Source organism: Streptomyces sp. NBC_01471 (genome assembly GCF_041438865.1).
Classification (GTDB): Bacteria; Actinomycetota; Actinomycetes; order Streptomycetales; family Streptomycetaceae; genus Streptomyces.
In genome coordinates, this window is the sequence record NZ_CP109450.1 from 4,136,762 (window position 1) to 4,159,981 (window position 23,220).

The 23,220-nt window shown below is 69.7% G+C and carries 20 protein-coding genes, 1 tRNA gene and 1 riboswitch; of the genes, 8 read left to right on the forward strand and 13 right to left on the reverse strand.

Going from position 1 to position 23,220, the window contains the following annotated elements; translation table 11 throughout:
- Window positions 1–116 precede the first annotated feature (116 nt).
- On the forward strand, window positions 117–1,160 hold the full coding sequence (locus OG285_RS18245) for a phosphotransferase (RefSeq protein ID WP_371791566.1): 1,044 nt from the start codon (window positions 117–119) through the stop codon (window positions 1,158–1,160).
- Here the strand turns inward: OG285_RS18245 and OG285_RS18250 are convergent.
- The 9 genes from OG285_RS18250 to OG285_RS18290 all read right to left on the reverse strand — a co-directional run bounded on the left by OG285_RS18250 (window position 1,157) and on the right by OG285_RS18290 (window position 9,051).
- On the reverse strand, window positions 1,157–2,191 hold the full coding sequence (locus tag OG285_RS18250; RefSeq protein WP_371791567.1) for a glycosyltransferase: 1,035 nt from the start codon (window positions 2,189–2,191) through the stop codon (window positions 1,157–1,159). The two genes, OG285_RS18245 and OG285_RS18250, sit on opposite strands and share 4 nt — an antisense overlap.
- A 2-nt stretch (window positions 2,192–2,193) precedes the next feature.
- Entirely contained in the window at window positions 2,194–2,808 is a 615-nt protein-coding gene (locus OG285_RS18255; RefSeq protein WP_371791568.1) for a hypothetical protein, read from the reverse strand.
- Window positions 2,802–3,683: a PIG-L deacetylase family protein gene (locus tag OG285_RS18260; RefSeq protein WP_371791569.1), complete on the reverse strand. Its 882-nt coding sequence runs from the start codon at window positions 3,681–3,683 to the stop codon at window positions 2,802–2,804. The genes OG285_RS18255 and OG285_RS18260 overlap by 7 nt, the downstream gene beginning before the upstream one ends.
- 16 nt (window positions 3,684–3,699) lie before the next feature.
- Window positions 3,700–4,431 (reverse strand): glycosyltransferase, encoded by a 732-nt coding sequence (locus OG285_RS18265; protein WP_371791570.1) that lies wholly within the window; start codon window positions 4,429–4,431, stop codon window positions 3,700–3,702.
- The gene (locus tag OG285_RS18270) at window positions 4,428–5,309 is read right to left on the reverse strand and encodes a phosphotransferase (protein ID WP_371791571.1); all 882 of its coding nucleotides are present in this window, start codon (window positions 5,307–5,309) and stop codon (window positions 4,428–4,430) included. Before OG285_RS18270 ends, OG285_RS18265 begins: the two co-directional genes overlap by 4 nt.
- The gene (locus tag OG285_RS18275; RefSeq protein ID WP_371791572.1) at window positions 5,306–6,193 is read right to left on the reverse strand and encodes a glycosyltransferase; all 888 of its coding nucleotides are present in this window, start codon (window positions 6,191–6,193) and stop codon (window positions 5,306–5,308) included. The genes OG285_RS18270 and OG285_RS18275 overlap by 4 nt, the downstream gene beginning before the upstream one ends.
- A 272-nt stretch (window positions 6,194–6,465) precedes the next feature.
- Window positions 6,466–6,912, reverse strand: coding sequence for a hypothetical protein (locus OG285_RS18280; protein ID WP_371791573.1), 447 nt, complete (start codon window positions 6,910–6,912; stop codon window positions 6,466–6,468).
- A 193-nt stretch (window positions 6,913–7,105) separates the two neighbouring features.
- Window positions 7,106–8,308, reverse strand: coding sequence for a helix-turn-helix domain-containing protein (locus OG285_RS18285; RefSeq protein ID WP_371791574.1), 1,203 nt, complete (start codon window positions 8,306–8,308; stop codon window positions 7,106–7,108).
- Between the two features lie 89 nt (window positions 8,309–8,397).
- Window positions 8,398–9,051 (reverse strand): HAD-IA family hydrolase, encoded by a 654-nt coding sequence (locus tag OG285_RS18290; RefSeq protein WP_371791575.1) that lies wholly within the window; start codon window positions 9,049–9,051, stop codon window positions 8,398–8,400.
- 533 nt (window positions 9,052–9,584) lie between these two features.
- Between OG285_RS18290 and OG285_RS18295 the strand changes: the two genes are divergently transcribed.
- The 7 genes from OG285_RS18295 (at window position 9,585) to OG285_RS18325 (ending at window position 17,516) form a co-directional block, all read left to right on the forward strand.
- Window positions 9,585–11,513, forward strand: coding sequence for an ATP-dependent endonuclease (locus OG285_RS18295; RefSeq protein WP_371791576.1), 1,929 nt, complete (start codon window positions 9,585–9,587; stop codon window positions 11,511–11,513).
- A gap of 931 nt (window positions 11,514–12,444) precedes the next feature.
- Window positions 12,445–13,161 (forward strand): DUF4232 domain-containing protein, encoded by a 717-nt coding sequence (locus tag OG285_RS18300; RefSeq protein WP_371791577.1) that lies wholly within the window; start codon window positions 12,445–12,447, stop codon window positions 13,159–13,161.
- A 200-nt stretch (window positions 13,162–13,361) separates the two neighbouring features.
- Window positions 13,362–13,435 (forward strand) — tRNA-Met (locus tag OG285_RS18305).
- 27 nt (window positions 13,436–13,462) lie between these two features.
- On the forward strand, window positions 13,463–13,600 hold the full coding sequence (locus OG285_RS18310; RefSeq protein WP_371791578.1) for a hypothetical protein: 138 nt from the start codon (window positions 13,463–13,465) through the stop codon (window positions 13,598–13,600).
- Between the two features lie 104 nt (window positions 13,601–13,704).
- On the forward strand, window positions 13,705–14,853 hold the full coding sequence (locus OG285_RS18315) for a PP2C family protein-serine/threonine phosphatase (RefSeq protein ID WP_371791579.1): 1,149 nt from the start codon (window positions 13,705–13,707) through the stop codon (window positions 14,851–14,853).
- 225 nt (window positions 14,854–15,078) lie between these two features.
- A riboswitch (cyclic di-AMP (ydaO/yuaA leader) is annotated at window positions 15,079–15,218 on the forward strand.
- An 11-nt stretch (window positions 15,219–15,229) separates the two neighbouring features.
- Window positions 15,230–16,294 carry a M23 family metallopeptidase gene (locus OG285_RS18320; RefSeq protein WP_356834871.1) on the forward strand — a complete coding sequence of 355 codons (1,065 nt, stop codon included), beginning with the start codon at window positions 15,230–15,232 and terminating at the stop codon, window positions 16,292–16,294.
- Window positions 16,295–16,571: 277 nt separating this feature from the next.
- Complete coding sequence (locus OG285_RS18325) at window positions 16,572–17,516, forward strand: aldo/keto reductase (protein ID WP_371791580.1); 945 nt, start codon at window positions 16,572–16,574, stop codon at window positions 17,514–17,516.
- Window positions 17,517–17,577: 61 nt separating this feature from the next.
- Here OG285_RS18325 and OG285_RS18330 read toward each other — a convergent pair whose 3' ends face one another.
- From OG285_RS18330 to OG285_RS18345, 4 genes are all read right to left on the reverse strand, one after another.
- The gene (locus tag OG285_RS18330) at window positions 17,578–19,044 is read right to left on the reverse strand and encodes a PrsW family intramembrane metalloprotease (protein ID WP_356834867.1); all 1,467 of its coding nucleotides are present in this window, start codon (window positions 19,042–19,044) and stop codon (window positions 17,578–17,580) included.
- 108 nt (window positions 19,045–19,152) lie between these two features.
- On the reverse strand, window positions 19,153–19,947 hold the full coding sequence (trmB, locus tag OG285_RS18335; protein WP_356834865.1) for a tRNA (guanosine(46)-N7)-methyltransferase TrmB: 795 nt from the start codon (window positions 19,945–19,947) through the stop codon (window positions 19,153–19,155).
- Window positions 19,948–20,079: 132 nt separating this feature from the next.
- The gene (gene lhgO / locus OG285_RS18340; RefSeq protein WP_371791581.1) at window positions 20,080–21,459 is read right to left on the reverse strand and encodes an L-2-hydroxyglutarate oxidase; all 1,380 of its coding nucleotides are present in this window, start codon (window positions 21,457–21,459) and stop codon (window positions 20,080–20,082) included.
- A gap of 70 nt (window positions 21,460–21,529) precedes the next feature.
- Window positions 21,530–22,951: an MFS transporter gene (locus OG285_RS18345; protein WP_356834861.1), complete on the reverse strand. Its 1,422-nt coding sequence runs from the start codon at window positions 22,949–22,951 to the stop codon at window positions 21,530–21,532.
- Window positions 22,952–23,220 lie beyond the last annotated feature (269 nt).

Here is a 23,220-nt window from a genome sequence, read left to right on the forward strand (position 1 = left end):
ACTGTGGTCTGGGTGGCATGAGGGTAAACAAGGTGACCCCGTAAACGCTCGGCCCTGCGGAAGCAGCCCGATGATCCTTGTGCGCCTGAGCTGCCGGCTCCCGTATCGTCGCCCGGGTGACCGACGCGAATGTGGTGGACAGAACGCACATCCCCGCAGACGATCTTGCCGAGCTGATCAGGGTCTTCGACATCGGCGAGGTGCTGGATCGGCGGTACCTGGCCGACGGCCTGATGAACGTGAACTGGCAGCTGGACACCCTGGTCGGCAGGTTCGCCCTCAAGAGGGTCACGGACGTGCCGCGCGAACGGCTGCGGCATAGCCTCGCGGTCCTCCCCGTCCTTGTCTCGCACGACGTTCCCGCGTGCGCTCCGCTGCCCACCGTTTCGGGCGATGTGATCGCCGAAATCGGCGGTAGCAGCTATTGCCTGTTCCCCTGGTCGGACGGGAAGCACGTGCGCGGAATCGATCTGTCCTTGTCGCAGGTGTCCGAACTCGGCGCACACCTCGCTCGACTCCATGTGGCGCTGGGCCACGCCGCCGAAGGCGCGGAGCTGCCCATGCCGGCCTCGGCCACCGCCGAGGTGACGGAGGCCGGACGAGCCGTGGAGAAGGCTGACCGGCTTGCCAGGGCGGTGTTTGCGCAGAGCGTCGGCGACGCCTTCGACGTGGCTGCTTCCACTGCCATCGAAGAGCGCAAGATCCTCCTCGACAAGTACGCCCACCTGCGCCCCGAGGGTGACCTCCCTATGGGGCCGCACGGCTGGACGCACGGTGATTTCCAGTACCGGAACCTCCTCTGGGCGAATGGTGAGCTGGCCACGGTCCTGGACTGGGACCGGCTGGGCATCCGGCCGTACGCGGAGGAGGTCGCGCGTACGGCGCAGGTGCAGTTCGGAGTGGAAGGCGTCTTCGACCTGGAGCGGGTGTCGACGTTCGCGGCCGGCTACCGGTCGGTGATCCCACTGGAGTCGGCCGTGCTGGTCGCCGCCGCCGAGCGGCTGTGGTGGAAGCGGATGACGGACTTCTGGCAGCTCGAATTCCACTACGACCGGCACGACCAGTCCTGCGACGATCTGTTCCTTGCCGACGAGGCGCTGCTTCACTGGTGGACGGAGCGGCTCGATGCGGTGGAGCGGGCGTTCGCCGGGGCTGCCTAGATACCGAGTTCCTGGAGTTCGGGAAGGCACGGTCGCGTGAACCGGGCCGCCCTGCGCAGGGCCCTCAGTCCCAGCGCCTCGCAGTCGGCGTTCCGGATCGTTCGCGCCCACGTCTCGGGATGGGCGGTGCCGGGCAGGACGATCCCTGCGTCGCCGATCGCCTCGGGGATGCCGCCCCTGTCGGTTCCGATGGCCGGGATGCCATGCAGCGCGGCCTCGATGATCACGCGAGGGAAGGCGTCCTCCACGACGGACGGGACCAGAAGCAGTCGGTGGCTTCGGTACAGGGGCCCCATGTCATACACGCGGGGCACGTACGTCACGTTCGAGCGGGCGGCGAAGTCGGCGGCGGTGTCCCACCAGCCTTCGACCAGGGTGAAGTGCTGTTCCGGCATGAGCACGAGGAGCCGGTGCAGCAGTTCCGACCCCTTGGCCGGGATGGGGTTGATCATCAGTACGGACGCGGAACGGATCTCGTCACTGCGTAGTCCGGGTGAAGCGAACGGTGGGTACATCACGGCAAGGCGCGTTCCCGCAGCCTGAAGTGCGCGCGCCCGGACGAACTCCGACACGGCGAGACCGTAATGGGGTCGACCCGCGAGAACAGCCAAGCCCGTGGCGGAGACGGAGTGCAGCAGGCCGGCGACGAGCGTGGTCGTCCGGGCGTGGGCGGCGAGCTGTGCCGAGCCCTCCTGTGAGGTGAACACGACGTCGGGATGGAGCGTACTCAGCAGGCTCCCGAATACATGCTCCACGTTGTTCTGCGTCAACGCCGCGCACTCGATCCCGTTCCACCGGTAGCGCAGAGCGCCTGCTTCCTCGTTGTACGGGACGCGGTGCAAGTCAAGGTGGGCGCGCATCTCCGGGAGCTGGGTGGTCCCGTTCCAGGGGGTTTCGTGCGAGCCGAGGTAGATGACGTGCCAGCCCGAGACGGCGAGTTCTTCGGCGAGGAGCTGCTGTGTGACCTCGGCGCCGCCGATGAGGAACGGGGGCGGTGTGCGACGCCATGCGAAGAGGGCGGTGGGCATCATGATCACCTGGCCCAGAAGGAGATGAGGGCTTCCACGGCCTGGGCGATCTCGTCCGGTCCGGCTTCTGCGGCCAGGACGGTGAGTTCTCGTGTCACGGGCTGCCGGGCCGAGTGCACGAAGTAGTCGTGGGCATGGCCGAGGAAACCGGGTTCGTGGAGGAAGTAGTCAGATCCGGCAGCGGCGTGGCCTGCGGCCATGCGCCGCAGGTGGAGGGATTCGGCCTGAACGTCGAGGTAAAGGGTGTGATCGGGGCGCAGGAACGGGAGCGCCTGGAGCCGGTGGTGAAGCTGGTGGTGGACGCCGTACCCGAACAGGGCGTCCAGGGCGTACGCGTGGGCGAGCAGGGTGTCCACGGAACGGTCGAGGATCACCAGGGGCCTGCCGCTCGCGGTGGCCTGGGCGACCCTGGCGGCCTCGATCTCCATGAACTTCTCGAAGGCGGCGAGTTGGGCAGCTGCGGACCCGGAGCGGGCCGGGGGAATGTCGTCGTGGTGGGCGATGTGTCTGACGTAGCACTCGGAGACGAACGCCTGGGTTCCGAGGGCGGTTTGGCGGAAGTGGCGTATCGCCGTGGACTTGCCGGCATAGGAGGGCCCCTCCAGGGCGACGATCAGCACGTCGGCTCCGTTCGGTAGAAGCGTTCGGCGTAGAGACCGGGCGGGCCGACGAGGTCGGCGGCCGTGGTGAACGCATGCCTGATCGGCCGGTACATCTTCCGGGCCGGATACATCTGGGAGGCATGCATCCGCAGGACGGTGACCTTGTCCAGGACGACGTCGGTGATGTCGACCAGCTCGGGCCGCATCGTCGCCCCCGTGCGCGTACGGAAGAGGTGCTGGTCGCAGCCGGCGAGAGCGTACGTGGACCAGAAGGCGAGGTCTTCCCAGAACCAGCGGCACCCGAGACGGACGGCTGCCGCGTGAACGAGGAGGTGGTCGGGGTGGCGGGTGACGGCGGCGGGCGCGAGGAGCTCGGCGCCGGGGTGGGAGGCGACGATCCGGCGGAGCTCTTCGGTGATTCGGTCGATGCTCTCGGGGGCGTAGGGCCGGTATGGAGGATCGGCGTCCTTGTGACCGAGGAGGTGCCGACGGGCGGCGAACGGCGCGAGCGCGGCGGCTCCTTCACGGGCGCGTAGTTCGGAAACCGTTCTGGTGTCGGCGTACGTGGTCTCCAGGGCGGGGTGGACGCTGCGGGATCGGGTGAAGACGGTCGCGACGGTGAGCGGTCGGGGGTGGGCGAGGAAGGTACCGGAGGCGGACAGGGTGAAGTCGTCGTGGTGCGGTTCGATGACGAGGACCGGACGGCCGACGGGGGTGCGGGGCTCGATGAAGTACGGGACCCGGGCGTGGGGCGCGGCCATCTGAAGGACACGGCGGTCGTGGGCATGGTGGCGGTCGGCGAGGTGCCGGGTCCACTCCTGATGAGCGCGGTGGAGGTCGTCGGGGAAGGTGTAGATGCCGTGTCCGTCCGGTACGGGCAGGGGCGAGCGCACAGGGGGGGCTCCTTCGTCATCGCACGGTGGTCTCGTACCAGTGGCGCCATCTACGGGGCGACCGCAGACGCAGACGGGCGGTCAACGGGTTCTGCCACCAGAGCATCCGCAGGCTCGACCACTGGTCGTAGCGGCGCGTCGACGGGCGTACCCGCAGTTCGTCGAGGATCGTCACGGGTCTGCCGGTGACCTGTCCGTGGGAGACGAGACGGGCGAAGAACTCCACGTCCTCGCTCATGAACAGGTCGTCCCGGTATCCGCCGAGGCGGTGGAAGGCGTCGGCTGTGCAGAACTGGTTGACGCCCTGGGCGCCCCCGCGCCGGGTGCGGTAGTGGTCCCAGTAGGCGCACAGCAGGCGGGCGCCAAGGCGTTCGGGCGTGTAGAGCGGAGGGATGGCGCCGCCGACGGCTCCGGCGTCCATGGCCGCAGCGGCTGCGGTGACCGCCTCCAGAGGAAGTGCCACGTCGGCGTCGGTGAAGAACAGCCGATCGCCGCGGGCTGCGGTCGCTCCGGTGTTGCGGACCCGGCCGATGTTGCGGACGTCCTCGGTCACGACGCGGACGCCGAAGGAGGCTGCCATGTCGGCGGTGGCGTCGGTGCTGGCGTTGTCGACGAGGATCACCTCTCCCTTGTGACCGGTGGCCTCCTCCCAGCGGATGAGAGATGCGAGGACGGAGGGCAGGTAACGGGGTAAGTAGGCGGCTTCGTTGTAGGCAGGGATCACTACCGACAGAGCAGGGGTGGTCATCGGCGCGTCCTTTCCGGGCGGCGGGTGCGGAAGAGGTGCGGGGCGCGTCGGTTCAGGTCGTCCAGGCGGCGTTCCCACAGGACGCCGTCGTCACCCGGGGATGAGTGCGCCCAGCAGCGCATGGTGTGGAAGACGGCCCATGCGGCCAGCAAGTGCTGGTCGAGGGCGAGAGGGTAGGCATGGGTGACCGTGCGGACCCGGAGCGGCGACAGGGCATCCATCATGACCAGGGTCTGGGCGATGTCGGACTCGCGGGGACCGACTGCGGCATCGGTGAAGTCGACCAGGTGGCGGACAGCGCGGGGGCCGGCGAGCACGACGTTGTCACCGTGCAGGTCACCGTGGCACCACACGAGCGCCGAGTCTGAGGCATCGGCGATAGCGGCCAGGGCGGGCCCGAGGCGATCCAGGCTGCTGGGCGGGCAACGACGTCCGAGCGAGGCGACCTGCTCGTAGAACGGCCGACGTGACGCCCACGGCTGGACGGGTGCTCGGTGCAGGCGCCCGAGCAGACCGGCCAGGTCCTTCAGGGCCCGCTCGTCGGAAACCCGGCCGCAGCGCATGGCGCTGCCGAGTGTCAGCGGACCGAGATCGGAGGTGATGAGGGCGGTCGCCTCGTGACCGGGGACGTGCCCGTATCCGTTGACAGCCGGTACGGGTACGTGGCCGGACACCGCTCGGATCGCAGCGCTCTCCGTGGTCGCGTTCCGGCGGGCGGTGGCCGCGTACAGCTTGATCACCACGCTCCTCCCGTCCGCCAGGCCCACCCGGTACACGGCCGTGCGCGAGCGGGCGGACAGGCGGCATGCGGCGTGGGCCGGAACACCGGCCAGGGCGAGGGCAGCGCGCGCGACGACGGCCGGGACCGCCCCGATCACCGCACACCCGCAGGTTCCATGCCGACAGCGCCCAGTCGGCGGACCTGCCTCATGGCACCCGCCAGGTGTCGGCGGTACTCGACGACATCCTCCGTGACGGGGCAGTCGGCCTGCCACGGCTTCAGGGGCCCGACGAAGTGCACGAGGGCGGCGGCCGGATCGGGCTTCGGCGACCGCGTGACGACCCGGCGCACCCAGTTCCCACGTTCGAGGAACCGGCCGACTTCGAACCGGTTGAATCCGCCGGGCACCGGTCGCACTCGGCCGGCTCGCAGGAGCCACAGGTTCAGAGCGTCCTGGTCGTTGTGGAGGATGTGCCGCCGGGCGTGGGTCAGGGCGTGCTCGACGCCTCGGCGAATGCGGGGCATCCGGTCGGTGTAGGTCCAGAGCACGCCCGCGTTGAAGTAAGGGCGTCCGCGCAGATGGGGCCAGCGTTCAGCTGCTCCGGGCAGCGCAGGGCACTCACCCACGGCCGGGTTGAACTCGTCGCGTACGGCACCGGTCTCGTCCGGCCCGAGGGAGCCCAGCGGGCCGGTGAGGTCTCCCCGTACGAGAACGTCCGCGTCCACGTAGATCAGGTAAGGCCGGCGGACGAAGGCCAGGGTGAACTCGAAGCGCAGATAGGTGGTGACGGTGATGTAGGAGGCGTCGGCCATCCGTGAGGTCCGCAGTGGTGAGCAGCGACGGATGTCGAAGGAGCCGAAGCCCCTTCGCTTGGCGAAGTCGGAGAGGAGCAGGGACTGTGCCCGGGTGAGGTCGAGAGTGAGGACCCGCACGGCCGCGCTGCGGCGGGCGGTAGGAGTGAGACTGTCGGCCAGGCCACCGAGGGCGGCGAGGCCGGGGACAAGATATTGCTGGTCGATGCACAGGCCGAACGCGTACATGGGCGCTTCGCCTTTCGGGCGTGGTGCACGGGCATGAGGAACAGGTCGACAGCTGTCGAAGGGCACCGGGTGCGTGGGGGCTTACGGACTGTCCCGGGTTCTTGCACGGGCGAGGACTTCGAGGGTGTTGGGGCCGTCGGTCTCCCAGTGAGGGCCGCCGCCGGTCGGCGGTCGCAATACCCACACGGTGCCGCCGGCTCGCACGTCGGTGACGATCGCTCGGCGTCCGCTTCCGTCCCTGACGAGATCGCCGACCCAGGCCCGCTCCACAGTCACGCGGTGCCCTCCTCGGGCGCATCGCTCCGCGGAGACCATCCGGAGGCCGCGTCCGCGATGTCGCGCCGTCGCCCGCTCTGGCCGGGGGTACGACGGGCGGGCGAGGCGCCCGAGGCATCCACCAGGAACCCGCCTCGCTCACGGATGAGGGCACCGAGGCCGGCGAACTGGGCTTCATCGATGGCGACGTGGTTCAGGGTGCTGACGATGACGCCCCTGATCATCCCGGCGGAGAGGGCGGACGTGACGGCCTGCCAGCCGGGCCGTTCCGCGAGCGGAAGCGCCGGATCGAAGTCGGACCAGACGCCTGCCACGTGCCAGAGGCGAGCGCCGGCGTAGTAGCGACCTCGCTCTTCTCCCTCATGGGTGGCGCTGGAGGTGGGGGCGCAGGCGTAGATGGCGACGGGGACGTTTCCCAGACCACCGGGTGGATTGATCGGCATGCCCACAAGGCTGCTGTGCTGGCCCGCATGAGCCCAGGCACGGCCCGTGACGTCGACGGCACTCCGTACCTTGTTGCTGTGCCACGTCCCGTGGCAGCGGAGGAAAGCCCGCTCGGTCAGGTGTAACGACCCGTATCAGTCCGGCCGATGGCAGCCCTACGACCACCATGGAGCGTTGCAGTGCCGACGGAGGTCAGCGCACGCCGAGAGGAACACCTGCCGAGTCGGCGAGCCCCCTCAGCCGGTGGACGGACACCCCGGCGAGCCGACTGATGATGACGCCGGGGAGCATCTGGTGGCGCACCCACCCCGGGGCCATCGTGCAGACGGCCTGGAGGGTGTCGGCGGCGGCGTCCCAGCGCCGGGATTCAACCTGGGTGAGGGCGACGTCCAGGCCGTAGCGTGCCCGGGTGGCCAGGGGGACGTTGTCGTCCAGGCGAACGGTGTCCATCAGCCGCAGCGCTCCTGCGGTGTCGCCGAGCGCCACGGCGATGCTCATGGCCTGCGTAGCGGCGTACATCGGCCCGTACGGCTGGGCGTGGAAGCCACGGGCACATTCCTTACCGATGCGGGCGGCGACGGCATGAGCCTGGGAGAGGTACTCGCGGGCACTGTCCGCACCGGCACCGCCTCGGGACGCGGCGACGGCAGCGTTGGTGACGAGCTGCCCGTACACGCTCAGCCGGTCCGGATCGTGCTCGCTCATCTTGGGCTCGATCCGGTCGGCCTGGGCTGCGGCGAGGAGGAACCCTTGCTTCGTACGGCCGTCTCTAAGGTTGACCCACGCAGTTGTGGCTGCGAGGTGGGCGTCACGCAGATCGTCACCGGCTTGCACGGCGATCTGGCGGCCGTACGTAAGTGCCGCGTACGCGAGATCGCGGGAACCGAGCACGTTGGCGGCCATGCCCGCGGTCTGGAAGGTGTCGATCAGGATGCCGGCGGCGGCCTCCCGCTCGGCGGGGCCGGTCACGTCGAACCTGGCTCGCGCCTCGGGGAGAAGTTGCCCCAGGAGGGTGCCGAGTTCGGTGTACCGGCCTGCCCAGTAAGCGGCGTCCGCACGGCGGACGACGGCACGGAGTTCTTCGGCGGTGCCGGGCTCGACATCGGCGGGGATGCCAATAGCGGCGTCATGGGTGGCTGCGGAGACCAGGCGCAAGGCGGCCCGCTCGTCGCGGTCCATGGACCGCCGTGGCGCCTGCTGGCCGAGGAGCACGGCGATGTCCGTGCCGAGTGCGTCGGCGATCGAGAGCAGGGACGGGAGGGAAGCGGTCCCACCGCGTTCGAGCTTGCGGACCACGCCGACGGAAACAGCGGCGGCTTCTGCCAACTGCTCCTGCGTCATGCCACCGCGGAGCGCCTTCATGCGCTCAGAGGTGGTGTATTCCGACCACTGCATGATCCAGAACCTCCGCGTGATGGTCTCTACACGGACAGTACTGGCTGGAGCAGTGCGCCAACAGCCTCTGAATCACTATGCTGTTGGGCTCACGCGGCGAGAACCGCCGTGACGTCGAGGAGCTCCTCCAGCTCAGCTACGGCCGCGTCCTCGTCTGTGACGTGGACGGTTGTGACGCCCAAATCGGCCGCCGGCGGAAGGTTCACCGCGTGATCGTCCACGAAGACGCACCGCTCTGCGGGCAACCCGATCCGATCCAGGGTGAGACGGTAGATCGCAGGATCAGGCTTTGCCATTCCGACCAGCTCGGATACGACGTGCACGTCGAACAGGTCCCAGATACCGACGTGTTCGTACGGGTTGAACGGGTCGAGGCCGAAGCTGTTTGACAGCAGGGCCAGCCGGTGACCGGCGGAACGCGCGGCTCGGGCGAGTGCGACCATCCGGCGAGCTACAGGAACCCCTGCCCAGGCCCGCCCCATCAGGTTCACCGGATCCACGTGCTTCCCGAGGAGAGCGGCCGTGCCCTCGTTCCACTGGGCCTGCCCTATCTCGCCAATCTCCAGCGCGGTGTAGAGGCGCCGCCCTTCGGGGTGATCGTTGAGGGTGCTGCGCCACGCCCCCTGGGCCAGCCCCTCCGAGGTGCACCAGGCGCGATGTACGGGGCCGGGGTTGGCGGTAAGGACTCCGGCGAAGTCGAGGATCAGGCCGTGAATTTCGGCGCCATCGGTCCCGTGCGGCATCCGGTGATCTTCCCTTCCCTGCTGGGTTCTCCCGGCGACGCTACCGTGCCCCCACCTACGTGGAAGTGCGAGGCATCCCTAATGTCTCTGGTCTTCCACATGCTCTGGCTGGCTCGCGGTAAACCACTTTGGTGAGCTGGTCAAGCGTGCCAGCACGCGCCACTACAGCGGCTCGCACCGCGCTATTGCGCCAGTCGCTACTTTTTGGGATCGATAATCCATTTTGGTCCATTCTGACCCGGCATGCCCCTACGGCATGCACTTCCGTTAGCTGATCTTGCATGCCACAGGAACTGAGCGCAGTACTGGGCCGTTTCCCGCTGTCAGCGCTGTCAGCGCTGTCAGCGCTGTCAGCGCTGTCAGGAACGATTCCTGGTACCCATCTCAAACTGGCGACGATCGCGCCGTTGTCCATCAACGCCCCTGTCGCAAAAACAAACTGATCTCCAATCACATATGCCGCTAACATCACATCTATCCCACCGGGCACACCACCGTCCCGGCGCCATCCTCACGTTCCCAGGACAATTCCTTTGAAGATCAAACGCGTTCGCATCGAGAACTTCCGTTGTCTGCACAAGGTGGACATTGCCTTCGACGCGATCACCTGCTTCGTCGGGCCCACCGGCGCAGGCAAGTCCACCGTTCTTCGGGGCCTCGACTGGTTCTTCAATGGGGAAAAGGAGACCGGACTCAGCACGGAGGACGTCCACTCCGCAGTCGAGGAGGGCGGACGGATCATCGTCGAGGTGGAATTCGACGGACTGACCGACGCCGACCGCGCCGCCCTCGGGCGGTACGCGCCCGAGGGTGCGGAGACCGTGAGCATCTGGCGTACCTGGGAGGACGGCGACGACAAGATCACTGGCAAGGCATTCGCGTACGGGCCCTTCGAGCGGGTCCGGCTGCACACCACTGCCACGGAGTTGCGGAACGCGTACAAGGAGCTCCGGGAGTCCGATCCCTCCCTCGGGCTCTCGCCCGCCGGTAGCAAGGCCGCTGCCGAAGCAGCCATGACCGCTTGGGAGTCCCTGCACCGCGACCGGCTCACGGAGACTGAGGTCGAGGCGACGCACTTCTTCGGGTTCGCCGGGCAGAGCAAGTTGGCAGAGCTGATCGACTTCGTCTTTGTCTCTGCTGACCTCCGCGCCTACGAAGAGGCCGACGACAGCAAGGCAACGGCGCTCGGCCGGATCCTGGAACACTCCGTGGACCGCACCGCGGTCAACAAGAGGCTCGCCGACATCGACGAGTCCGCGCACCAGGCACGGCAGGAGGCGCAGGCAGCCGAGTACGGCGAGCCGCTCGGGAGGCTTTCGGCCGCGCTCTCACGGGGGCTCGCGGAGTTCACCACCGGCCGGGACATCGTCGTCACGCCCACGGTGCAGCCGCAGAGGGCCGCGCGGACGGGGTTTCAGATCACCGTCAGGGACGGTGCCGCCCAGACCTCCGTCCACCGGCAGGGACACGGCTTCCAGCGGGCACTGATCATCGCGGCGCTCAAATACCTCGCCTTGCAGAGGCGCCCGGAGGGCGGGACGCGCACGCTCTGTCTGGCGATCGAGGAGCCGGAGCTCTATCAGCATCCTCCGCAGGCCAGGACTTTTGCCGAGGTGTTGCGCGCCCTCGTGGACGAGTCCCCGGCCGGGCTCACGCAGGTGATGTACGCGACGCACAACCCGGTCTTCATCGAGCCGCGCAGTTACCACGAGATCCGGCGGCTCAGCTGCGACGGCGCCGAGGAACACCCCGTCACCAAGGTCTGGCAGGTGTCTGAGCCCGAGCTCATCCAGGTGCTGCCGGAGGAACTGGTGAGCGAGGGTGCCGTCCGGCGCAAGGTGGGCATCCTGTGTGCCGAGAACCTAGCGGAAGGGTTCTTCGCCCGAGCCGTTGTGCTCGTCGAAGGCGTCACCGACCGTGCGGTCATTCTCGGCTGCTCGGAGCGGGAGCGGCGGAACTGGGGTGCCCAGGGGATCAGCGTGATCAATGCGGGCGGGAAGGGCAACATCGCACTCTGTCACGCCATCCTCAACGCGATGGGTGTCTCTTGTTACGCCGTCTTCGACGGTGACGCGGGCAAGCGCGAGCGCAGTCTGGGGAACATTCAGCCGAGCATCGTGGGGGAGGAGAGGGCGAAGAAGGAGCGGGCCATCGAGGACGAGTACAGGCGGGATGCGGGCGAGAACGCGAACCTTCTGGGGTATCTCGGAGCGTCTTCGCGCGTGCCATGGCCGACGACGGAGTCCGCTGCAGGGCACGCGGTGTTCGAGGATCACTTGGAGGCGCTCCTCGCTGAGTCGTGGCCTGCTTGGGGAAGGAGGGTCAGGGAGTTGATCGACTCCGGTGAGGGCTTTCCCGCGAAGAATGCCGCGACGTACAGGGAAGCGGCGAGGACGGCCGACGGGGAGCCTCCCTTCGTTCTCCTGGCGCTCTTGGAGAACGCGGCGGCGCTCGTCAAGTAGGGAGCGAAGCCTCATTCTGGTGCCGGCCACTTGCACGGACTCATCCCGCGAGACGGCATCCAACCTCTACTTGGGCGCACACCACGGGAGGTGTGACTTCGGGGTCGCCCAGGTGACGGCAACGGCCTCCGTCCGACCTCCCCACCCAAGGCTCAGCGCTGACGCTCGTAGCCGCTCCTCCCCGGCAGAGGCCCCGACTCATCCCAGGGCGGTCGGCCCGACCGAGTGCTCCCGTGGTTTCGGCGCTCGTCCGGCGGAGCCTCATGCGTGAGCGATGCGTGAGCGGACGGCGCGGCAAAGGACGTCATCAACCGGATCAAGCGGCAGAGCGTACGTCTCTGACCGGGCAAGTCCCGACAGCCGAGCACCGTCCGGACCGCCCTGACAGGAGACCGCCGGGACTTTTAATCCATTGGTTGTGGGTTCGAGTCCCACACGGTCTACGAAGCGCGGGAGGGCCAAACCCCTTCTGACCTGCTGGGGAGCGCCCCGACCGGAGTGATCCGGTCGGGGCGCTCCCGCGTTTTCCGGGGCCAGGCCTGAGTGATGCGTGAGCGGTGACGCGCCCTCGCCAGGAGACTCGCGCCTGCCCTGACCCGCCCTCGATCCCTCGCGTCCCTCATCACCGCCCCTGGTTCGACCGCGATCGGCCTCACCGAACTCACCGAACTCACCGCCCTCGATCTTCTTCGTTCGGGCCGTTCGTGGCGTGCTGCTCAGCATTCCTGTCCGTCTCCCTGTTCCGGGACACCGTTCCAGCGGTGGGGAGTTCTCGCAGCTCAGGGGCTGTTCCGCCGTTCCAGTGTCCCTGCCTTTCCGTAGAGCATTGCGGGTGCGGCCGGCCCGCCACGAAGCTCGTTGTTGCCAGCAGGCGCCGGTCCGGCGCCGTGTCCGGCGTAAGCGGTCCGAATCTCTACGGGGGAGTCCACCCATGCGCAAGAACCTCATCCGCACGACCACCCTGGCCGCCATGGCGGTGGCCGCCGTCCTGTCGCTGAGCGCCTGCGAGGGCGGGCCCGGCTCCGCTGGCACTTCGTCCTCGCGCAGCGCGGCGCAGTCTGCGGACAAGGGGCAGGAAGCCGAGGGCGGCGGGGGCGGCAAGGCCGTGGGCTCCGGGGCCGACACCTCGGCAAGGTCGGAGAGCGGGAGTCCGACGGGCAGCAGCGCGGCAGGAAATGGCACCAGCGCGTCGGGCAGCGGCGGCAACGGGAACGGTCACACCGGCCGTTACGGGCAGGTCTGTGGCGCCAACGACCTCACGTGGAACGCCAGTTCCGAGACCCAGGCCGGTGGCTACATCCTCATCTCGGTGAAGGCCAAGCCGGGTATCACCTGCTCCCTCCCGGCTGCGCTTCCGATGGTGGCGTTCGGGTCCGACGGCACCCAGGCGGGGCCGGCCGAGCAGGCCGTCGGCGAAGAAGTGGAACTGAGCGGCGCCACCACCGCCTACGCCGGGGTGAACCCCAAGACCACCAACACCAATGGCGGCAAGGAACTGAACGAGATCATCACCTCGGTGAGCGAGGACGACCGGACCGACCCGGTCAGCCTGCACACCGGCAGCATCACCGTCGACAAGCCGATCGTCACCAACTGGCACACCACGGCCCAGAACGCCGTTCCCGGTGACGGCGTGGACAGCCACTGACAGCCACTGACGGCGACGCGTGCCCTTGACCCTCGTCACTCCGGCGCTTCATCAAGGGCGGAACGCGACGCCGCCGTATTGACGGTGCCGAGGACGGCGGGCAGCACAGCAGTGGCTGGGGTCACTTGATCTCGTTGGCTGTCCGCAGCGGTTAATGGTTCGAACCACCCCCGCGCATGCCGTAGAGTTGGGTTTACCGACGCGGGGTGGAGCAGCTCGGTAGCTCGCTGGGCTCATAACCCAGAGGTCGCAGGTTCAAATCCTGTCCCCGCTACTCAAGACCGAAGGCCCAGCACATCATGTGCTGGGCCTTCAGTCGTTTCCCGGCCAGGTTCCGGGCCGGGGCATCGATCGGGGGCGGGCGCTGCGGGCCTGTCTGCTGTTCGTCGCGATGGTGCTCGCCGTGGTGACGGGGTCGGTGGTCGCGCTGCCGGGCTGACGCCCTTCCCCCACTTGGCCGAGGCCGAATCGCACACCGGCGCGGGTGCGGCCAGCCTGGTGGGGTGCGGTACCGTCCGCCGCGGACCGGGCAGGAGGGTACTGGTGGGGCAGCGAGAGGACTCGGGCTGGGCGCGTCGGTTCGTCCGGGCGCTGCCTGCCGTGCTGATCGTGGGCGGGCTGGTCTTCGACCAGCTGACACCGGCCGCGTTCACGGCTGCCCCGTTCTTCGCCGCAGCGCCGGTGATCGCCGCCCCGTTCTTCTCGTACCGGGCCACTCTGATCACCGGGATCATCGCGGTGCTGTCCATGGCGGGGCTGCACGTCTACAACAACACCTCGTCCAAGGGCGCGGCGATCACCGAGCTGATCACTGTCCTCACGGTGTCCGTCGTCGCCCTCATCATCAATCGCGTCATCCGGGTCAGCGGTGAGGAGCTCGCGTCGGCGCGCGTGGTGGCGGAGACCGCGCAGCGTGCGGTGCTGCCGGTGCCCTCCGAACGGATCGCCGGGCTGCACGTCGCGGCGCGGTACGAGGCGGCGCAGGCCGGCACCTTCATCGGCGGTGACCTCTTCGCCGTGCAGGACACCCCGTACGGGGTCCGGCTGGTGGTGGGTGACGTACGGGGCAAGGGGCTCGGTGCGGTCGAGGCCGTCGCCGTGGTGATCGGGGCCTTCCGGGAGGCCGCCGAGCAGGAGGTGACGATCGAGCAGGTCGCCCAGCGGCTGGAGCGTGCGCTGACCCGTGAAGGGGTGCGGCGGGAGGGGCTTGACGCCTTCGAGGGGTTCACCACGGCGGCGCTCGCCGAGATCCCGCGCAGTGACCAGGGGCTGATCCGGCTGCTCAACCGGGGCCACCCCGAGCCGCTGCTGCTGTACGCGGACGGGGGCATCCACGTCCTCGAGCCGACCGACCCCGCGCTGCCGCTGGGGCTGGCCGATCTGGCGGCCTGGCCGGACCGGGCGGACGAGACGGCGTTCCCGCCGGGGGCCACGCTGCTGCTCTACACCGACGGGCTGTCCGAGGCGAGGAACGCGCAGGGGGCCTTCTACGAACCGCAGGAGCGCCTGCGCGGGCGGATCTTTCCGGGGCCCGAGGAGCTGTTGACGGCGGTGACCGACGACGTGCGGCTGCACACGGGCGGGCGCTCCACGGACGACATGGCGCTGCTCGCCGTGGGCCGTCCGCTCCAGGGGCAGCCGGACCGGCGCAGGACGGTCGAGATCGTGCACCGCGAACGACACGATCCGTAGTCGAAGAGCACCCCTCCGCATAACGTTTGATGCACTATCAGAAACTCGATGTTTCCCGGCGGCGGCTGAGGGTTGATCAAGTCGCCCGAATCCGCCCCCTTATGCCCCGATAAGTGCAGGCCAAAGACGTTAACGATCAGTCGGAACAGCTTGGAATCCGGCCCTCGCGTCTATTAACGTTCGATAACGCAGCGCGGTTGTCCCAGTCGTCGCAAGAGGCGACACCGTGCGCACGCGCCGAATCCCGCAAGGGAACCGGGGAACCACCAATTGGGGTGAATCGGGCTATCCGTCAGGGCTGCCCGTAGGAGACCTTCCTGCTCCGAACCCGTCAGCTAACCCGGTAGGCGGTAAGGAAGGAAAGGAGTGCGCCTCCGTGGCGTCCAACAACCCTGCCCCCGAAACGCTTTACTTCCCGAACGACGATGCTCTCGGTTTCGGCGGTGAGGACGGCGGTCCGCTCGATGAGTGGAATCCCACCGAGGATTCCCTCCGTCCGGTCCGGGGCAAGCACCGTGTGGCCAAGCAGCGCAGCGGTCTCGCCCGCAGTTCGACGGTGCTCGGCGTTGGCGTGATCGCAGCCGTCGGCGCGGGCGGCATGGCCAGCGCGCAGGGCAAGCCCGCGGTCGCGATCTCCCTCCCCGACCTTCCGCAGTCCGTCAAGGACAAGCTGCCGGAAGCCGAGTCGCTGCCCGGCGTGGGGACGCTGATCTCCGACCTCGGCGATCACTCCTCGGACCACGGTGGCACGGGCACGGACGCCACCGACGCGGCGCTCACCACAGCGGTGGCCGGCACCAAGGGCAGCGCGAACGCGGGCGAGGCCCTTCGCGCCCGGATACTCCAGCAGGCCGAGCAGCAGCAGGGCGCGGTCGACGACGAGGCCAAGGCGGCAGCCGAGAAGGCAGCGGCGGAGAAGGCGTCGGCGGAGGCCGCGAAGAAGCAGGACGAGGCGGCGGCCAAGGAGAAGGCGGCCAAGGAGAAGGCCGAGGCGGAGGCCAAGGCCAAGGCGGAGAAGGAGCGGCTCGCCAAGCTGGCCGCCAGTTACTCGCTCCCGGTCTCCTCGTACACCCTCACCTCGCGGTTCGACGACGGCGGTTCGATGTGGTCTTCGGGCCACCACACCGGCCTCGACTTCGCCGCCCCGACCGGCACTCCGATCAAGGCCGTGCACAGCGGAACGGTCAAGTCCGCAGGCTGGGCCGGGGCGTACGGCTACCGCACGGTCGTCACACTCGACGACGGTACGGAGCTGTGGTTCTGCCACCAGTCCTCGCTCTCGGTCAGCGCGGGCCAGAAGGTCAGCACCGGCGAGGTCATCGGCCGGGTCGGCGCCACCGGCAATGTCACGGGGCCGCATGTGCACCTGGAGGTCCGCCCGGGCGGCGGCGACCCGATCGACCCGATGACCTGGCTCCAGGGCAAGGGCCTCCACCCGTGAGGGGCTGAACGTCCCCGAGTGACCGAACAGGCCCCGGGGGCTGAACGTCCTCCAAGGGGTTAGTCCCCCTCGCCTGGCGCGCACCGTCGAGGTGTGGCTGACGCGTACCGCCGGTTCGCGCGGCCCCGCCCCCCCGTACCCCGGCAGCCCTGACGACATCCCCCCGACGTCAGGGCTGCCGGTTCGTCGTGTGCAGGCATCGGCACCTGTCCGGCCCGGCCACCCGTACGGCCGGTCCGGCGGAATAGCGCCGCGTCTCCCCAGGGTTGATCAGCGTATGACTTCTCTCCGCGCACTCGGCTCTTCCGGCCTCCAGGTCTTCCCGCTCTCCCTCGGCGGCAACGTCTTCGGATGGAGCGCCGACGAACAGCAGTCCTTCTCCGTCCTCGACGCCTACACCGCCGTCGGCGGCAACTTCATCGACACCGCGGACACCTACTCGTCATGGGTGCCCGGCAACGAGGGCGGCGAGTCCGAGACCGTCATCGGCAACTGGCTGGCCGCGCGGGGGAACCGCTCCGATGTGGTGGTAGCCACCAAGGTCGGCGCACACCCCGAGTACAAGGGGCTCTCGGCCGCGAACATCAAGGCCGCGGCCGACGAGTCGCTGCGCAGGCTGCGCACCGATTACATCGACCTGTACTACACGCACTTCGACGACGTCTCCGTCCCGGTCGAGGAGATCATCTCCACCCTCGACGAGCTGGTGAAGGCCGGCAAGGTGCGCGCCATCGCCGCGTCCAATGTGAGCGCCGAGCGGCTAGACGCCTTCATGGCGTTCTCCGAGGCCGAAGGGCTCGCCCGGTACGTCGCCCTGCAGCCCCACTACAACCTGGTCTCCCGCGACACGTACGAGGGCGGGCTCCAGGACGCGGCGGCCCGGCACGGTCTGGCGGCCGTGCCGTACTTCTCGCTGGCCTCCGGCTTCCTCACGGGCAAGTACCGGCCCGGTGTGGACGTCGACAGTGTGCGGGCCGAGGGTGCGGCCAAGCACCTCGGGACCGAGCGGGGACCGAAGGTCCTGGCCGCACTCGACAAGGTCGCCGCGGCGCACGGAGCCGAGGTCGCGACCGTCGCCCTGGTGTGGCTGGCCGCACAGCCGACCGTCGTCGCGCCGATCGCTTCGGCCCGTACGGTCGGGCAGCTGCCGGCGCTGACCGCCGTGGCCGAGCTGGAGCTCACCGACGCCGAGGTGGCGGAGCTGACCGCGGCCTCCGCCTGAGTCCTCCGCCCTGAGTCCTCCGCCCTGAGTTCTCCGCCTGAGGAACGGCCGGGGTGGCCGATCAGTGCTGGTACGGGTTGTAGCCGCCGTAGTGCAGGTGCGGCGGCGGCACCCGTACCCGCCCGGTCGCCTGCGCCGCGTAGAGCAGCGCGGGTCCGGCGATCTCCTTGCGCTGCCAGAGGTGGTGCAGCAGCTCCTGCTCACGCGCCTCGAAGTCCGGGCCCACGACCCCGCGGTGGGCCCGGTGCCGCAGAAAGGCGAGGGTGGTCGCGAAGGCCTCGTACTCGGAGACCGCGCGGGACGCTGCCCTGGCCCGCGACTTCGCATCGGCGTGCGCGGGCGGCCGGTGGTACGGGCTCTGGCCGTACGGACCGGGGGGATACGGGCCGGGGGCGTGCGGGGCTGCGTCGGGGTGGGGGCCCAGGTGCGGGCTCGTCGCGCCGAACCCTCCGCCGAACGTGCGCGCCGCGAAGCCCCGGGCCATGGCGCGCGCCCGCATCGACGAGAGTGCCAGCGGCTCCGCGGGAGCCAGCCAGCCCGCCGCCGCGTACGCGGGCAGTTCGGCCGATATCGTACGCAGCTCCCGCTGGCGGGTCCAGATCGAGAGCCAGGTGATCACCCCGAAGACCGGGACCATGAACGCGCCGTAGACCAGATAGAAGCCATAGGTGCCGAAGGCCGAGGAGCTGTTCCACAGGGCGTGCATCCCCATGGCGCAGAGGAGGCCGAGCAGTGGCGGCACGGTCCGGCGCAGCCGCTGGTGCTCGGCGGCCAGCGCCGCGACGCCGAAGCCGATGCCGGTCAGCACGGTGAACAGCGGGTGCGCGAAGGGCGAGAGGACCACCCGGGCGAAGAAGGTCGCCGCCGTCACGGAGGGAACGCCCGAGAACCCGAGGGACTTGTCCTCGCCGAAGGCGCTGCCCAGGTACAGGATGTTCTCGGTGAAGGCGAAGCCGGTCGCCGTGAAGCCCGCGAAGACCACACCGTCCACGATCCCGGTGAAGTGGCGCCTGCGGAAGAGGAAGATCAGCAGGATCGCCGCGGCCTTCGCGCTCTCCTCGACGATCGGCGCCACCACTCTCGCGCCGAGGGTGTCCGCGCTCGTCGGGTCCGCTGTGGCCGTCGCTATCCAGTGCGTGGCGAAGGAGTTGGCGATGATCGCGACGAGCGCCGCGGCGCACGCACCCCAGGCGAAGGCGAAGATCAGGTTGCGCCAGGGCCCCGGATCGACCCGGTCCAGCCAGCGGAAGGCCGCCATGAGCAGTGGTACCGGGAGCACGGCAAGACCGATGCCGACCAGGAAGCCTTCGGTGCCGGTCTGTTCGCGGACCAGCGAGAGGATCAGCAGGCCGCAGATCGCGAGGACGATGATCACCGCGGAGGCGCGCAGCGCCTTGCTCCGCCAGAAGTCCCTGCGGGGTGCGTAGCGCCAGTGTGCACGCGGTGGAACGGCGTCGAAGCGCGGCTGCTCCTCGTACACCGGGACCACCGGATGGGCCGCCCCGGGCGGCGCGCTCGACTCGTACACCCGATTGAGCCTAACGAGCGGCACTGACAACCGCGACGCCGTACCGGCTTTCCACGCCGTTTCCGCGCCCTGCCCGTGCGTGCCCGTGGCTGACCCGGACGGAAGACCCTAGTGGTCGCTCGGGCGGTCGTTGCGGCGGAACAGCAGGTCGTGCACCGCGTGGCCCTTGTCGAGTCCCTGGCCCTCGAACCTGGTCAGCGGCCGGAAGCCGGGCCTCGGTGCGTAGCCGCCGTCCGCCGTGGTGTTCTCGAAGCAGGGGTGCGCGGTGAGCACCTCCAGCATCTGTTCGGCGTACGGGACCCAGTCGGTCGCGCAGTGCAGAACGGCGTCCGGTGCGAGCCTGGCCGCGGCCAGGTCGAGGAACTCGGGCTGGATCAGGCGCCTCTTGTGGTGGCGGCTCTTGGGCCACGGGTCGGGGAAGTACACCCGCAGTCCGGCGAGCGCGTCGGGTTTCAGCATCTCGCGGAGCAGGATGATCGCGTCGCCGTTGGCCACCCGGATGTTGGACAGCCCGTTCCGCTCCGCGAGACGCAGCAGGTTGCCCTGGCCCGGGGTGTGCACATCGGATGCGAGGATCCCGGTCGACGGGTCGGCCGCGGCCATCTGCGCGGTGGCCTCGCCCATGCCGAAGCCGATCTCCAGGACCACGGGGAGACCGTCGAACAGGGTGGGCAGATCGAGGACCCGCCGCCCGTCGATGTCCAGGCCCCACTGCGGCCACAGCCGCTCCAGGGCGTCGGCCTGCCCGGTCGTGACGCGGCTGCGGCGCGGCTGGAAGCTGCGGATCCGGCGCTCGTGGTGCGAGCCCGCGGGGTCGGCCGCGGGCCCGCCGGGGAAGCGCGGCTCGCCCTTGGCGCGGCGGGGCGGCGAGGGCTCTGGTGGGGGGTTCAGGAGATCGGACACAGTGCCCCCGATTCTACGGTCCCGCCGGTGCGGCGCCTTTTCGGTCCCGCCGGTGCCCCGGCTCTGTGGTCTCGCCGGTGCGACGCCTCGACGATCCCGCCGGTGCCCCGGCCCCGCGGTCGCGCCGCACGCTCAGGCCCGTACCCCCACCGAGGCCAGTGCCCTGCGGGCGATCTCGCGGCCGATCGGCAGGGCTGCCGTCGCGGCGGGTGAGGGGGCGTTCAGCACGTGGACCGTGCGCGGGGCCTCCCGGATCAGGAAGTCGTCGACCAGCGTGCCGTCCCTGAGCACCGCCTGGGCCCGCACCCCGGCCGGGGAACGGCGCAGATCCGCCTCCTCGACAGCGGGCAGCAGCCGCCGCACCGCTTCGGTGAAGGCGCGCTTGGACAGCGAGCGGTGCAGTTCGCCCGCCCCGTACCGCCAGTGGCGCCCCGCTATCCGCCACGCGCCCGGCCAGGCCAGCGTCGTGCCCAGCTCGGCGGGGCGCACCGTGCCCCAGTCGTACCCCTCGCGGGCCAGCGCCGGCACCGCGTTCGGCCCGACGTGGACGGTGCCGTCGGTGCCCCGGGTCAGATGGACGCCGAGGAAGGGGAAGGCCGGGTCGGGCACCGGATAGACGAGGCCACGCACCATGCCGGGGCGGGCCAGCGTGTAGTACTCACCCCGGAAGGGCACGATCCGCATCCCCGGGTCGTCGCCCGCGAGCCGTGCGATCCGGTCGCAGTGCAGCCCTGCGCAGTTGACCAGGGCCCTGGCCCGTATCACCGCTCCGTCCGATGTGGCGACCGCGACGCCTTCCGGGCGCCGCGCTATCCGGACGGCCTCGGCCCCGCACCGGATCTCGGCCCCCGCCGACTCCGAGAGCTCCGCGAGGCGCGCGGCCACCGCGCCGTAGTCGGCGATCCCGGTGGTGGCGACCCGGATCGCGGCCAGTCCCCGGACCCCGGGCTCGTCGTCGGCGATCTGGGCGGGACCCAGCTCCCGTACCGGAATCCCGTTCTCCCGGCCGCGCTGGGCCAGGGCGTGCAGCCGGGGCAGCTCGTCCCGCTCCGTGGCGACGATCAGCTTGCCCGTCACCTCGTACGGCAGGGAGTGCTCCGCGCAGAACTCGGTCATCTCGGCAGCGCCGCGCACCGCGAACCGCGCCTTCAGGGAGCCGGGCCGGTAGTAGATCCCGCTGTGGATGACCCCGCTGTTGCGGCCCGTCTGGTGGTGGGCGGTGCGCTGTTCCTTCTCCAGCACCAGGACCCGCGTGCCCGGTGCGGAGCGCGTCAGGGCGTACGCCGTGGACAGCCCGACGATCCCGCCGCCGATGATCAGCACATCGCAGTCGAAACCGCCGCGGTAGCCGCCGTGGCCGTCCCGGGTGCCGCTGTCCCGACTGCCGCTGCCCCGGCTGCTGCCGCCATGAGCGCCGCCGCTGTCCCGGCTGCTGCCGCCATGCCTGTTGCCGCCATGCCTGTTGTCGCCACGCGTGCCGCTGCTTCGCGTGCTGCCGTTCCCGTAAGACATCGCACCTCCTCCCACCCCGATAGTGCACTGGCCCACTGACAATGCCCTCAAACCAGGGGGGAGGACCGTTCTACGCGGGCGCCACCAGAAGTGGTCTGGCCCGCTCCCGTAACTCCACCACTCTCGGCTCGTCGCCGTACGGTTCAAGGCGGTGCAGCAGATCCCGTACGTACTCGGTGGTGCGCGCCGACGAGATCCGCCCGGCTACCTCCACCGCCCGGGTGCCCGCGGCGCACGCCGCGTCGAGGTTGCCGGACTCCAGCTCCGCCACCGCGCTCACCACCAGCCGCAGCCCGTGCGACCGGACGAACTCCTCCGTCGGCTTCGACAGCGCCTGCTCGGTGAAGCGCCGCACCTGCCGCGGCGCCTTCAGATCGTGGTAGCACTCGGCGGCGTCGGCGGCGAAGCGGTCGTACGAGTAGAAGCCGAGCCAGGACGGATCGGCGTCGCCTTCGCGCGAGCGTTCCAGCCAGCCCTCGGCCGCCTTCAGTGCCGCGCCGGCCGCCGCCGAGTCACCGGCGCGCGCGTGCGCCCGTGCTTCGACCAGTCGGAAGAAGCTCATCGTGCGGGCCGTCGCGAGGCCCCTGTTGCGTTCGACCGCCGCCTGCGCGAGGTCCACCCCCTCGTCCCCGAAGCCGCGGTAGACCGCCTGGAGCGACATCGAAGCCAGGACATATCCCCCCAGCGGGACATCGGCTGCCGCGCGGGCGAGCCGCAGCGCCTGGATGTAGTAGCGCTGGGCGGCCTCCTGCTGGCCGGTGTCGAACGCCATCCACCCGGCGAGCCTGGTCAGTTCGGCGGTCGCGCCGAAGAGCCCGCGGCCCACCTCGTCGGAGTACGAGCCGAGGAGCAGTGGAGCCGCGTCCACCCGGAGGCACTCGGGCACCATCGACGAACGCCAGTCCCCGCCGCCGTACTTGGAGTCCCAGCGCCGGGCGTCCTCCGCGGCCTCCCGCAGTTTGGTCACGTCGCTGTGGCCGACCCGCAGCGCGGCCGGGTCCGCCAGCTCCTCGGCACCCCGCTCCACCGAGGAGTCGGCGGGTGTTATCAGCCACCGCGAAGCAGGGGTCGCATATGCCGTGACCGCGAACGACCCGGCGAGCGACTGCCAGATCCCGCCACTTCCGGCCCGGCGCCCCGCGAGGTCCAGCCGGTACAGATCGGTCGCCGACACCACGGCTGAGCTGACGTCGCGGTGGAAGGCGAGCCCGACCTCGGGGGCCGGATCCGCGTCCGCGAGGCCTATCTCGTGCAGCGGTACGGGCCGGCCCAGCTTGGCGCCGATCGCCGCCGCGATCAGGTGGGGCGCGGCGCCCTGGGGCACCATGCCCTTGGAGACCCACCTGGCCACGGACGTCTTGTCGTACCGAAGCGTCAGGCCGCGCTGGGCGCCGAGGTCGTTGACCCGTCGCGCCAGTCCGGCGTTGCTGATTCCCGCTACGGCGAGAACGGTGCCGAGTTTGTCGTTCGGCCCGCGTAGCTCCCTGGACATGCGCCACCCCTCGACACACAGACGGCCGCCGTGTCGCGGCAACTCCTCTTGTCCGAGAAGCCGTGCACGGCATTCGTAAACCCAGCGTAGTTCGCCGCATCCCTACCGTTAAGGGGTGATGTTCCGGATGGCGGGATTGTTGCCCGCACGGAGCGCTCTCAACCGCGGCCCGTGCTCCCGTTGTGTGGCCGTGCGCCCGGCCGTGCGCTCTGGTCCGGCCGTCCGGTGAGGTCTTCCATGTGGAGTGCGTGGGTCGGCCCGCTGCACAG